The sequence below is a fragment of the Luteimonas sp. KH_071 genome (assembly GCF_057838005.1).
The window spans coordinates 1,682,382-1,694,848 of the sequence record NZ_CM174458.1 but is presented as its reverse complement, the minus strand read 5'-3'; the positions used below and the strand labels follow the sequence as shown (position 1 = coordinate 1,694,848).

General features: G+C 67.9%; 8 protein-coding genes. 1 reads left to right on the top strand and 7 read right to left on the bottom strand.

Translation table 11 applies throughout. The features are described from left to right. Nucleotides 1-15 precede the first annotated feature (15 nt). The 4 genes from AC3IRM_RS08000 to prfB form a co-directional block, all read right to left on the bottom strand. Nucleotides 16-2,175: an ATP-binding protein gene (locus AC3IRM_RS08000; RefSeq protein ID WP_489205665.1), complete on the bottom strand. Its 2,160-nt coding sequence runs from the start codon at nt 2,173-2,175 to the stop codon at nt 16-18. A 10-nt stretch (nt 2,176-2,185) separates the two neighbouring features. Beyond that, the gene (locus AC3IRM_RS07995; RefSeq protein ID WP_489205664.1) at nt 2,186-3,241 is read right to left on the bottom strand and encodes an HD domain-containing phosphohydrolase; all 1,056 of its coding nucleotides are present in this window, start codon (nt 3,239-3,241) and stop codon (nt 2,186-2,188) included. A gap of 163 nt (nt 3,242-3,404) precedes the next feature. Beyond that, complete coding sequence (lysS, locus tag AC3IRM_RS07990) at nt 3,405-4,925, bottom strand: lysine--tRNA ligase (RefSeq protein ID WP_489205663.1); 1,521 nt, start codon at nt 4,923-4,925, stop codon at nt 3,405-3,407. Between the two features lie 96 nt (nt 4,926-5,021). Next, nucleotides 5,022-6,150, bottom strand: a protein-coding gene (gene prfB / locus AC3IRM_RS07985; protein ID WP_489205662.1) for a peptide chain release factor 2 whose coding sequence is annotated in 2 segments (ribosomal slippage) — nt 5,022-6,074 and nt 6,076-6,150 — 1,128 coding nt in all. Because the reading frame shifts where the segments join, the coding sequence is not laid out codon by codon here. Nucleotides 6,151-6,287: 137 nt separating this feature from the next. Between prfB and AC3IRM_RS07980 the strand changes: the two genes are divergently transcribed. Beyond that, a complete protein-coding gene (locus AC3IRM_RS07980) occupies nt 6,288-8,231 on the top strand; it encodes a tetratricopeptide repeat-containing diguanylate cyclase (protein ID WP_489205661.1) in 1,944 nt (647 codons plus the stop codon). An 87-nt stretch (nt 8,232-8,318) separates the two neighbouring features. On the opposite strand, the gene AC3IRM_RS07975 is transcribed toward AC3IRM_RS07980, so the two are convergent. The 3 genes from AC3IRM_RS07975 to AC3IRM_RS07965 all read right to left on the bottom strand — a co-directional run bounded on the left by AC3IRM_RS07975 (nt 8,319) and on the right by AC3IRM_RS07965 (nt 12,465). Further along, the gene (locus tag AC3IRM_RS07975; protein WP_489205660.1) at nt 8,319-9,659 is read right to left on the bottom strand and encodes an ABC transporter substrate-binding protein; all 1,341 of its coding nucleotides are present in this window, start codon (nt 9,657-9,659) and stop codon (nt 8,319-8,321) included. A 119-nt stretch (nt 9,660-9,778) separates the two neighbouring features. Further along, a complete protein-coding gene (gene recJ / locus AC3IRM_RS07970; RefSeq protein ID WP_489205659.1) occupies nt 9,779-11,509 on the bottom strand; it encodes a single-stranded-DNA-specific exonuclease RecJ in 1,731 nt (576 codons plus the stop codon). Continuing rightward, the gene (locus AC3IRM_RS07965; RefSeq protein WP_489205658.1) at nt 11,506-12,465 is read right to left on the bottom strand and encodes a phosphoglycerate mutase; all 960 of its coding nucleotides are present in this window, start codon (nt 12,463-12,465) and stop codon (nt 11,506-11,508) included. The genes recJ and AC3IRM_RS07965 overlap by 4 nt, the downstream gene beginning before the upstream one ends. Nucleotides 12,466-12,467 lie beyond the last annotated feature (2 nt).

Here is a 12,467-nt window from a genome sequence, read left to right as displayed (position 1 = left end):
GACGCAAAGCCCGGGTCAGCCTTTCTCGGACCCGGGCATGCCGGCCCGTGGCAGATCGCCGCGGTCGCGTAATGCGACGAGTGCCTCCTCGAGCTGCTGGCCCAGGGTCAGCAGCAGACCGCTCCACTCCCTTTGCAGCTGATCGGAACGCATGCCCATTCCGGTCGATGCGCTGTCGGCCAACCGGACCGCGCCCATGTTGCCGGCCGCGCCCTTGAGCGCGTGGCAGGCATCGCGTGCGGCATCCCAGTTGCCGACCCGGGCGGACTCTTCGAAATCGACCAGGCACTTGCGGGCATCGCGCGTGCATTCGCCCAGAAACCGCTGGACGAACGGTTCACCCAACCCCATCTCGCGCAGTTCGTCGAGAATGTCCTGCGAAATGACGCTGGTGTCGGACATACGCGCATCGCGCGTCGGCGCAACCGGCAAGGCGTGGGCTGACGCGACGGCCGCGCCACCCAGCGCGATCTCGGCAAGCTTCTCGAGCATCCGCTCGATGACGATCGGCTTGGTGAGGTAGGCGATCGCGCCCGCGCGGATACAGGCTTCCCGCGCCTCGGCGGTCGCATCGGCGGTCAGCACGATGAACGGTGTACGGCGACCGCTCCCGGCCTCCATGAAACGCGTCTGCCGAATGATGTCCAGACCGTCCGCGCCCGGCATGTGCAGATCGGTGATCACCGCATCGAAGCTCTGGGTCTCGAGGGCCAACAGCACATCATCGCCGTCGTTGACGATGTGCGGCCGATGCCCCGCCTTCTCGAGCAGGCGTCTGAGCACCATACGGTTCGCCGGCTGGTCGTCGGCGACCAGGATGCGCATCGGCTCGACACGCGCGCGGTGACGCACGAACGGGTCGTCGAACGGAATGACATTGCTGGCCGATGCAGGCGCCGCGTCGTCGCGTTCGACCACGCCCAGCGGGATCTCGATCCAGAAATGCGAGCCTTCGCCCAGCCGGCTCTCGACCTGGATCTGACCGCCCATCTGTTCGGTCAGGCCCTTGGCGATCGTCGTGCCGAGGCCGGTGCCACCGAAGCGCCTGCCGAGGCCGGTTTCGACCTGCTCGAACGCATCGAAGATACTGGTCAGCGCTTCGGGCGGCATGCCGATGCCGGTGTCGCGCACCGAGAAACGCAACTGCACCCGGGACGGCGACTGTTCGCTGGCGACCGTCTCGATCGCCAGCGTGACCTTGCCCTGATCGGTGAATTTGATCGCGTTCGAGAGCAGGTTCACCAGCACCTGGCGCAACTGGTTGCTGTCGCCGTGCAGCAGGGTCGGCACCCCGCTCGCCACGCTGGCCTCGAACTGCAGCCCCTTGGCCAGCGCGCTCGGCATCAGCATCACCTGGATGCCGCGTACCAGCTCGGGCAGAGAGAAATCGGCATGGGTGCTGCGGAATTTGCCGGCCTCGATCTTGAAGATGTCGAGCACATCGTCGACCAGCACCTGAAGCGCCTTCGCCGAGGTCTGGATGACGTGTGCGCTGTCGCGCTGCTCGGCGGTCAGAGGCGTTGTCACCAGCAGGTCGGACATGCCGATGATGCCGTTGAGCGGCGTGCGGAATTCATGGCTCATGTTGGCCAGGAACCGGCTCTTCGCTTCGCTGGCCGCTTTCGCCGCGCGCGTCGCTTCTGTGAGGGCGCGCAGCAGCGAGCTCAGATACAGCGGCACCGCGACGAGGCCGACCAGCAGGCCGATCGCGAGCGACAGGTTCTGCTGCCAGTACGGGGTGAGAGCGACCGCGGTGCCGAATGTCACCACGGCGAACCCGATTGCGGCATAGAGATAACGTGGACCGAAGCGCAGGCCGTTGCCCACCGTGACCCACATGATCACCACGTACAGCCAGGCCAGCAGGTCCCCGAGCAGGAACAGGCCCACACCCATCAGGCTGTAATCGGCCACCATGCCCAGCACACGCCGCGGGTGCGATACGCCCGGGCGCCACAGCAGCCAGACGAAGATGCCCAGCGCGACCGCATACTCGATGGCGAGATACGCCTCCGACAGCCACAGCTCGCGTGCGACTTCGGGCTTGCCGGCGACGAACAACTGGAGGTAGGCATAGATGACGACCAGCATCACCAATCGCACGGTGGCCTGCCCGTGCTCGCTGTCGTTCCGGTCGGACAGACGCGCGCGCAGCCAGCCGAAGGCGGCGTTCATCGCAGGCGACTTACTGCAACGGCCCGACGGGCCGTCCGCCGAACTGGGCGCAGATGTGCTGCAGGCGCGGCACGTTCGACAGCATCGCCTCGACGCAGCGCGGATCGAAATGGCGCCCGCTGTTCTCGCCGATGTAGGCCAGCGCCTCCTCGATGGACCAAGCGCGCTTGTACGGACGCTTGGACATCAGCGCGTCGAACACATCTGCGATCGCGACAATGCGTGCCTCGAGCGGAATCTGTTCGCCGGCCAGACCGTCCGGATACCCGCTGCCGTCGTAGCGCTCCTGGTGGCGCAGCGCGATCAGCGCGCTGAGCTGGATGAAACGGTTCTGGCTGTTGCTCAGCAATTCGTAGCCGATCTGCGGATGCCGGCGCATCTCGGCAGTTTCCTCGGCCGTCAGCGGGCCCGGCTTCATCAGGATGGCGTCGGGAATCGCGATCTTGCCGATGTCGTGCAGCGGCGCGGCCAGTTCAATCATCCGCACTTCGTCTTCGAACAGGCCCATCGCCTCGGCGACCATGCCGGCCACAGCAGCCACACGCTCCAGATTGGCGCTGGTGCTGGCGTCGCGATATGCGATCGCGCGCGCCAGCCGGGTCAGGGTCTCGCGTTCGCGCTCCTCGACCTCGTGCATGCTCTTGAGCAGGCGCTGCTCCAGCGACAACGCCCGCTGCTTGACCGACTCCGACTGCTGGCGCAACTGCAACAGGTTGCGGCAACGCGCGCGCAGCTCGCGCGGGCGCACCGGCTTGACCAGGAAATCGATGACGCCCGCTTCCAGCGCGGCCTGGCGGATCGGCTCGTCGCCGACCACGGTGACCAGCACGATCGGCACGTCACGGTGCATCAGCGGCCGACGGAAGCGGCGCGCGAACTCGAGACCGTCGACGACCGGCATGCGGTAGTCGAGCAGCAGCAGGTCGGGGCGGTGATCGTCGCACCAGCGCAGCGCGTTCTCGGGATCGCCGAAGTCGAAGACCTCGAGCTCGGGACTGATGTCCTCGAGGATGTGGCGCAGCATCGTCCTTGCGGACGTCTGATCGTCGACGATGACGATGTTCATGCGGCTGGCCTCCCTTTAGGCTTCCCGGATCCGCATCATCGCGGGCGACCTCCATCCGAAGCAAGTCCCGCGCCAGCATTCGGGAAACCCCTACACGCCAGCCGGACTGCGCCTGATGGTGACAACGGCCACAGCGAATGCCACCGGACGGCAGCAACTGCCCTCAGGCGTCGACCTGTGGGCGCATGTAAGGGAACAGCAGCACGTCACGGATCGACGAGGAACCGGTCAGCAGCATGACCAGGCGGTCGATGCCGATGCCCAACCCGCCCGTCGGCGGCAGGCCGACCTCGAGCGCGCGGATGTAATCGGCGTCGTAGTGCATCGCCTCGTCGTCGCCGCCATCGCGCGCGTCGACCTGGGCGCGGAATCGCGCCGCCTGGTCTTCGGGATCGTTGAGCTCGGAGAAGCCGTTGGCGATCTCCTTGCCGCCGATGAACAGTTCGAAGCGGTCGGTGATGCCTGCCTCGCTGTCGGATTCGCGCGCCAGCGGCGAGACCTCGACCGGGTAATGGGTGATGAAGGTCGGCTGGATCAGGCCGGTCTCGACCGTCTTCTCGAAGATTTCCAGCAGCAGCTTGCCCCAGCCGTAGCCGGCCTTCACGTGCACGCCCAGACGCGCGCAGTGCGCGGCCAGCGCCTCGCGGTCACGGCAGTCGGCGACGCTGATCTCGGGGTTGAGTTCGCGCACCGCTTCTTCGAGCTTCCAGCGCCGGAACGCCGGGCCGACATCGATCGCGTTGCCGTCCCATTCCAGTGCGGTGGTGCCGACCGCCTGCACCGCGACATCGCGAATCAGGGTCTCGGTCAGATTCATGACCTCTTCATAGGCCACGTAGGCCTCGTAGAGCTCGAGCATCGTGAATTCGGGGTTGTGCCGGGTCGACACGCCCTCGTTGCGGAAGTTGCGGTTGATCTCGTACACGCGCTCGAAACCGCCGACGACCAGGCGCTTGAGATAAAGCTCTGGCGCGACGCGCAGGAACAGGTCGAGGTCCAGCGCGTTGTGGTGCGTGGTGAACGGCTTGGCCGCCGCGCCGCCGGCGATGTAATGCATCATCGGCGTCTCGACTTCGAGGAAGTCGCGGGTGTCGAGCCACTGGCGGATCGCGCCAATGATGCGCGAGCGCTTGACGAACACCGCGCGCGCGTCGGGCGAGACGATCAGATCGACGTAGCGTTGGCGGTAGCGCTGCTCCACATCGCTCAGGCCGTGCCACTTGTCCGGCAGCGGGCGCAGCGACTTCGTCAGAAGGCGCAATGAAGACGCCTTGACCGACAGCTCGCCGGTCTTCGTCCGCATCAGCGTGCCTTCGGCGGCGACGATGTCGCCGACATCCCAGCCCTTGAACGCGTCGTAGCGCTCGCCGAGCGTCGCCGACTGCAGGAACAGCTGGATGCGACCACTGACGTCCTGGACCGTCGCGAACGCGGCCTTGCCCATGATCCGCTTGGCCATCAGACGGCCGGCGACCGCGACCTGCACACCTTCGGCCTCCAGCGCCTCACCGGTCCAGCGCTCGGCATCTCCGTGCGAGGCCTGCAGCGCGCCGGCCTCGTCGCGGCGACGGAAGTCGTTCGGAAACGCGACGCCCTGCCCGCGCAGCGCGGTCAGTTTGGCGCGACGCTCGGCGATCAGGGCGTTCTCGTCGGCGGGCGTCTGCGGTGCGGGGGCGTCGGTCATGGGGGTGCGGTTCGTGTGTGTGCGAAGAGGAGTCACACGCAACCGGCGTGCCGGTCGCGCGACGTGCCGACGCGGCGCGTCGGCGAGAGGGGTCGATCAGACGGCGTCGGTACGTTTGGAGCCCGCCGCAAGCCCCGATTTCAGGCTGGCCTCGACGAACTCGTCGAGATCGCCGTCGAGCACCTTCTGCGTATCGCTGCGCTCGACACCCGTGCGCAGATCCTTGATGCGGCTCTGGTCGAGCACATAGTTGCGGATCTGGCTGCCCCAGCCGATGTCGGATTTGGTCGCTTCCAGCGCGTCCTTTTCGACATTGCGCTTCTGCACTTCCAGCTCGTAGAGCTTGGCGGCCAGCATCTTCATCGCGGTGTCGCGGTTCTGGTGCTGGCTGCGGCCGTTCTGGCAGGCGACCACGGTATTGGTCGGGATGTGCGTGATGCGCACCGCAGACTCGGTCTTGTTGACGTGCTGACCACCGGCGCCGGACGAGCGGTACACGTCGGTGCGCAGGTCGGCCGGATTGATGTCGATCTCGATGTTGTCGTCGACTTCCGGCGACACGAACACCGAAGTGAAGCTGGTATGCCGGCGGTTGTCGGAATCGAACGGCGACTTGCGCACCAGCCGGTGCACGCCGATCTCGGTCTTCAGCCAGCCGTAGGCGAACTCGCCCTCCACGCGCACCGTCGCCGACTTGATGCCCGCGACTTCGCCGCCGGACACTTCCATCAGTTCGGTCTTCCAGCCGCGGTTCTCCGCCCACCGCAGATACATGCGCAACATCATTTCTGCCCAGTCCTGGGCTTCGGTACCGCCCGCGCCGGCCTGGATGTCGACGAAGCAGTTCGCCGAATCGAACTCACCCGAGAACATGCGCTGGAATTCCAGCTTGTCCACCTCGACGGCGAAGCCTTCGACGTCGTCGACGACTGCCTGCGCGGTATCCGCGTCCTGTTCGGACTCGGCCAGTTCCAGCAGTTCGTTCGCGCCTTCCAGGCCTTCGGTCAGACTGCGGATGCCATTGACGGTCTTGTCGAGCGTCGACCGCTCGCGTCCCAGCGCCTGCGCGCGTTCGGGATCGTTCCAGATGTTCGGGTCTTCGAGCTCGCGCTCGACTTCTTCCAGACGCTCGCGACGGGCGTCGTAGTCAAAGAAACCCCCTGAGCGCATCCAGCCGACCCCGGAGGTCGACGATGCGCTGGCGAACAGGATTGAGTTCAAGCATGGGATTGGGAACCGCGGAAAACCGGGGATTCTAACAAGTCCCCGGCCATGCCGCGCGCCGCACCGGGTCTGCTGAATGGCGAATCTGGTTAGACTCGCTGCTTGCCATCGGGGGCCCTGGCAGGACCACGCGACCACATGAACACACGCGCAAGAGGGATGTTCTGCCTGGCCGCCGCGCTGGCGGCCGCGACGCTGGCCTGGGTCGCACCGGTTTCGGCGTTGACGCCGCCGACCACGGTGTCGGCCGCTGCCGACATCGACCGCTGCTTCGAGCTGCGACAGCGCGATCCGGCGGCCGCGCTGCAACTTGCCGATGCGGTCCTCGCGCGCGGACCGATGGCGCACGACGAGGAGATCAAGCTGCAGAGTTGCCTCGGCCGCGCCGCGGCGTTGCTCGGTGACAGCGATCGCGCGACCGCGTCGGTCGATCGCGTCGAATCACTGCTGCTGGCGCATCCCATGCCGCCCGAGTTCCTGCTACGCGCGCTGTCCAATGCCGGATCGACCCTGCATAGCATCGGCTTGATCCCGCGCGCGCTGGATCTCTACGTCCGCGCGTACGAGGCGGCGCAACTCGACGAATCCGCCATCGCCCAGACCGTGATGCTGATCAACGTCGGCAGCATCTACAGCGAAGAACTCGAATCCTACGACGCCGCCGAGCAATTCTTCGAGCAGGCCGACGAGATCATCGCCGGCTCAGATCTCCCCGAAAAGCAGACGCTCCTGCTGCACTTGAACCGCGGCATGAACCACCTGCGTGCCGGCCGGGACCGCGACGCCCTGGTCCACTTCGACGCCGCTGCGCAGTTGGGAGATGACGACGATTACACCGTGCGCCGGGCGCGCGCCGAGCGCGTCGCCGTGCAGGCCCGGCTCGCAGGGGGCGGAACCGCGTCCGCCATGGCCGAGCTGCAGCGTATCGTCGACCTCCAGGCCGCGTCCGGTGACCGGTCGGGCGCCGCCATCACCCGCTTGCGCATGTCCCGCCTCGCGCTCGATGACGGCGCGCCTGATGTGGCGCGCGCGCATGCAGAACATGCGATGGCGCTGGTCGGCACGACACGGCTGAGCCGGGAATACAGCGATGCGGTCCGGGCGAAGATCGCGGCCTTGCGCGCGGCGCGCAGGTTCGAAGAAGCGCTGGACGTGCAGGACACCCTGCTGCGGTCGGAGGTGCGCAACCTGCGCTCGCAGAACCTCGACAGCCTGGCCGGGCTGCAGGCGAAACTGCTGGACCAGGTGCGCGAGCGCGAAATCGTCGCCTTGCGCGAGGCGCGGCAGGTCGAAGCCTTGAACCTGATGCACACACGTTGGCTGCGCAATGCGGCCTTGATCTGCGCCATGGTGCTGGCGGTGCTGATGCTCGCGTTCTGGTGGTACCAGCGTCGGGTCAATCGGCGCCTGCATCACCTCGGCTCGACCGATGGACTCACCGGACTTGAAAACCGCGGTGCCGCGATGCGTCGCCTGGGCGCCACCCCGCTGCCGGCGCGGCCTGCGCTGCGCAACGCGGTGTTCCTGATCGATGTCGACCACTTCAAGCAGTGCAACGACCGCTATGGGCATGCGACCGGTGACGCCATCCTGGTGCAGATCGCCGCGCGGCTGGCCGAATGCTGCCGCCCAGGCGATCTGGTGGCGCGCTGGGGTGGAGAAGAGTTTGTAGTCGCCTGCCCTGGCATCGAATTGCGGGCCGCCACCGAGATCGCCAAGCGCCTCAGGAACTCGATCGGCAACGCACCTTTCGAGATCGACGAGGTGGGCGCAGTGCCGTTGTCGATCTCGCTCGGATTCGCCTGCTGGCCGTTTCTTCCGGGCGTTGGGGCCAGCCGCGGTGGCTGGCAGGATGCAGTCGACCTGGCCGACCGCGCGCTCTACGCGTCCAAGCGCGGTGGACGAGCAGCATGGACCGGTCTGTGGGGAGGCGATGCCGTCACGGACACGACGATCGCAGACATCTTGCGCGACCCGGAAACCGCGATGGCGTCGGGCGCCGCGACTGCGTGCAGCAGCCGGGCGCAGATTCACTGGGGCGCCGGAGAAGCCGAGGTGGACGCGGAGCCCACCGCGGCGTAATCACGGCCGTTACCCGTCGATGCATCGTGCGGTCCGCTCGAGCTGCAGACAGACCCGCCCTGCCCTGCGCGGAACCGGTCGCCGGACTCAGCGACGCTCGAGCGAGATGCGGTAATTGCCGCCGGTGTCGCCGTCGACCGACGAAGCTTCGACGACATAGCTGCCCGACTCGAGCCGCTGGGCGATGCGTGCATTCAATGCGCCGCCGCCATCGTCATCGGTCGCCACTTCCTGGCCGTCGCGGCTCAGGCGCAGATAGCTGTCGACATCGTCGGAATGCATCGCGATCGCGTACTCACCGGCGCTGCGGACGTTGAACGTCCAGCGGTCGGTCATGCCAGGCAGCAACGTGGCCTCGATCGGACGGCCTGTTGCCAGCGTGCCGCCGCCGACATTGTCCGGCGCTTCCGACGCGGCGAAGGCCAGCGTGTACAGCCCGGCGCCCGCGGATGCAGCGTCGGCACGCAGCGTGTAGTCGCCCGGTTCCAGCAGCATCGAGATACGAGAGTTAAGGCCGCCGCCGCCGTCGTCGTCGGTCTTTTCCACGCCGTTGCCGGCCAGGTGCATCAACGAATCGACCTCGTCACTGCGCATGTCGATGCGGACGACGCGGCGCGCCGGCAGCGAGAACGTGTACGCATGCGCGGTGCCTTCGTACAGGCCGGTCACCGTGCTGCCGACGTCCAGTGCGCCACCTTCCCGCAAGCCGCCTTCAGGCAGCGGACGCGCGGCGACGCGGAGCTGGTACATGCCGTTGATGCGATCGCTGCCATAGCCTTCGGCCGTCAGCGTGTAGGTGCCCGGCGCGAGTCGTGCGCTGATGCGCGCGTTGCTGCCGTCGCCGCCGTCGTCGTTGCTCAGCGCAACGCCAGGACCGTCGAGCTTGAGCACCGGGTCGAAATCGTCGGACATCATGTCGATCGTGTAGAAACCGGCTTCGTCGATCTGCAGCGGCAACTGGCGCTTTGCATCGGTCCAGTCGCTGATCGCCGCACCCACGCGCAAGGTCTCGCCGTTGTAGGCCTCGATCGCCGTGGCCTGCAGCGTGAACGGACCATACGCACTGGCGTCGGCGCCGCTGACGGCGATCGTGTAACTGCCGGCGCGCTTGGCGCGGACGACCAGCGAGGCGGATTCGGTGTTCGGGTTCGAGGCGGCGACCAGATCACCGCCATGGAATGCGGTGAGCCTGCCGCGCAGTGGACCTTCGAGCTTGAACGAGGCTACCTGGCCTTCGCGCAGGTCGATGCGATAGAGCTGGCTGCGCGAGCCGTCCTGGTGGTTGAGGCTGGAGCGGCTGGTGATCTCGCCCCGGCGCTCGGCGCCCAGGGTCACGGATTCGGCGGCATCATCCGGCGCGGCATATGCGACGAGCGTCGGTGCCAGGGCCAGCGCCACGGCGAGGGCCAGCGTATGGACAGTCTTCAAGAACGTCTCCCTGTACAGAAGTGGGCGGCGGTGCGGGGGCAACGGCCGCAAGCATGCCGCGTGCGCGGCGGCCCATTCTGCACCCGCATTCACGTTTCCGCACGCGGGACGGCTTGGCGTCAGATGCCGCCCAGCGGCTCGCGATGTTCGACGACCAGCTGCACCGCATCCCCGCCGCGGTAATCGTCCGGTGCCAGGCGATAGACGATGCGTTCGCGCGCGGCCGGCGCAATGTCGCGCCAGCCGCCGAAATGGATGGCCGACAGCGGCTTCGGATGTCCGTCAACGCGCAGCGTCAGCTTCAGGTGCCGGGTGCCGACCACGCGCCAGTCGACGACCGCGAACTCGCCATCGAACTGCGGCTCGGGAAAGCCCTGCCCCCACGGCCCCGCATCGCGCAGATGCGCGGCATGCACGATGTCGAATTCCTCGCCGCGCAAGGCGCCGTCGGTCAGGATCTCCGCGCGCAGCAGCGCGGGATCGAGCATCCGTTCGACCGCCGCGCGGAAGGCTTCGGTGAACGCATCGAGGCGATCGCGCTGCAACGTGAGTCCCGCCGCCATCGCATGCCCGCCGAAGCGCTCGATCAAGCCGGGGTACGACACGTCGACCGCGGCGAGCACGTCGCGGATGTGCAGGCCGGGGATCGAACGCGCCGAGCCGCGCAGCTGCTCGCTTTCGGGTTCGGCGGGCGCGAACGCGATCACCGGACGATGCAACGCATCTTTCATCTTCGATGCGACCAGCCCGACGACGCCCGGATGCCACTGCGCGTCGAACAGGCACACGCCGGCGCTGGCCGGATCGACCGGCGGCTGACCGGCGACGGCGTTCTCCGCGTCGTCGAGCATCGACTGCTGCACGGCGCGACGTTCGGCATTGATCTGGTGCAGCGTGTCGGCGAGATCGCGCGCATGCGCGCCGTCGTCGCTGAGCAGGCATTCGATGCCGATCGCCATGTCTTCGAGCCGGCCGGCCGCATTGATCCGCGGGCCGATCGCGAACCCGATGTCCGCCGCGGTCAGGCGCGCGGCATCGCGGCCGGCGATCTCGATCAGCGCGTTGAGCCCGGCGCAGCCGCGACGCGCGCGCAGGCGTCGCAGACCCGCGGAGACGAGCGCACGGTTGTTCGCGTCGAGCGGCACCAGATCGGCGACGGTGCCGACCGCGACGAGATCGAGCAGGCTGCCCAGATCCGCATCCGCGGCGCGTGTATCGCCCTGCCCGCGCAGCCGCGCGCGCAGCGCCATCAGCACGTAGAAAATCACCCCGACGCCGGCCAGCATCTTGCTCGGAAACGTGTCGCCCGGCAGGTTCGGATTGACGATCGCATCGGCCGGCGGCAGCTCGGTGCCCGGCAGATGGTGATCGGTCACCAGCACGCGCCAACCCAGCGCTTTCGCCGCCCGGATGCCGGCATGGCAGGCGATCCCGTGATCGACGGTCACCAGCAGCGACGGCGCCAGCGGCGCGAGCGATTCGACCAGCGCCGGTGACAGGCCGTAGCCGTGCGTGATGCGGTTGGGCACCGCATGCACGATGTCGCGCGCACCGAGCATGCGCAGCCCGCGCACGGCGACTGCGCAGGCCGTCGCGCCGTCGCAGTCGAAATCGCCGACCACGAGAATGCGTTCGCCGCTGGCGATGGCATCGGCGAGCAAGGCTGTCGCGGCATCGATGTTCGACAGCGCGTCGGGCGGCAGCAGGCCGGCGAGTTTCGGCTGCGCAGCGTCGAGGTCATGCGCGCCACGCGCGGCGTAGATCCGCCGCAGCAGGGATGGCACGGTCGCCGGCCAGCCCTCGCCGACCGTGGCCTCGCGTCGGCGGATCGTCGGCGCCTGCGCGCTCATGGTGTCGCCACCGGCGATGCAATGCGCGGGCGACGCCAGACACGCAGGCGATGCCAGCGACGCAGCGTCAGCACGTTCCCGTCCTCGTCATCGATGCGCAGCGTGCGCAATTGGCCGCGGGCCAATGCGGCGAGCGCGGGCTGCAGCCAATCGGTCTGCAACCGGCGCAGGTCACGCTCGCCGACCAGATCGAACAGCATCGCGTCGCCCGACGCAGAGAAGGCCTGCGGCAACGGCGCAGCCTTCGTCGCGCTCGCGGCCAATGCACGCAGGGTGGGATCGTCGGTGTGGACCTGCGCATACGCGCTACGCGTGTGCACGCGCGCATCGGGCAGCGGGCCGCCACCCCAGAACCACAGCGCATTGACCGGCGTCCTGCCGGCCGCGACGCGGCGTGCGTTCCAGGGATGGTTGTGCAGGATGATCTGCGCCTCGGTCGCCAGCGCACGCCAGCGACGCGCCGCCGCGCTGTCGTCGTCGTGATCGGCGAGATCGGTGCCCAGAGCCTCGGACGGGTCCAGGAACTCGGGCACGGGACTCGCGCGCGGCACGCGCAGATACCAGCGCGCCGGATCGGGCGCGTCGAGCGCGAAGCCGGCATCGCCGAACACCGGCTGCAGCGCCGGCAGCAACGCATCGCAGTCTTCGCGGGTCAGGCCGAGCGTGTCGCCATGCGCCATCAGGCGCACGCCGTTGATGTCGGGCCGCAGCCACGCCGGATCGGCGCGCAGCCAGGCGCTGTCCGGCGTGTCGGCATCGCCCACGTCGAGCTGGCGCGACAGGGCCGCGAGCGGCCAGGTGCCGCCCGGCAATTCGATCTGCCGGGCCAGCTGCGCGCGACGACCGGATGCCAGTAACGCCACATCCGCGCGCCCGAGCGCGCGGGATACGTCTTGTTGCCAGCGCTGCGCACCGAAGCGTGCGGCCGCGGGCAACAGGAAGGTGGCCGAGGTCATCG

What these genes read in the sequence shown, in the direction of transcription:
- AC3IRM_RS08000 (WP_489205665.1), bottom strand. Translation starts at nt 2,175, where the DNA reads ATGAACGCCGCCTTCGGCTGGCTGCGCGCGCGTCTGTCCGACCGGAAC.
- AC3IRM_RS07995 (WP_489205664.1), bottom strand. Translation starts at nt 3,241, where the DNA reads ATGAACATCGTCATCGTCGACGATCAGACGTCCGCAAGGACGATGCTG.
- lysS (WP_489205663.1), bottom strand. Translation starts at nt 4,925, where the DNA reads ATGACCGACGCCCCCGCACCGCAGACGCCCGCCGACGAGAACGCCCTG.
- AC3IRM_RS07980 (WP_489205661.1), top strand. Translation starts at nt 6,288, where the DNA reads ATGAACACACGCGCAAGAGGGATGTTCTGCCTGGCCGCCGCGCTGGCG.
- recJ (WP_489205659.1), bottom strand. Translation starts at nt 11,509, where the DNA reads ATGAGCGCGCAGGCGCCGACGATCCGCCGACGCGAGGCCACGGTCGGC.
- AC3IRM_RS07965 (WP_489205658.1), bottom strand. Translation starts at nt 12,465, where the DNA reads ATGACCTCGGCCACCTTCCTGTTGCCCGCGGCCGCACGCTTCGGTGCG.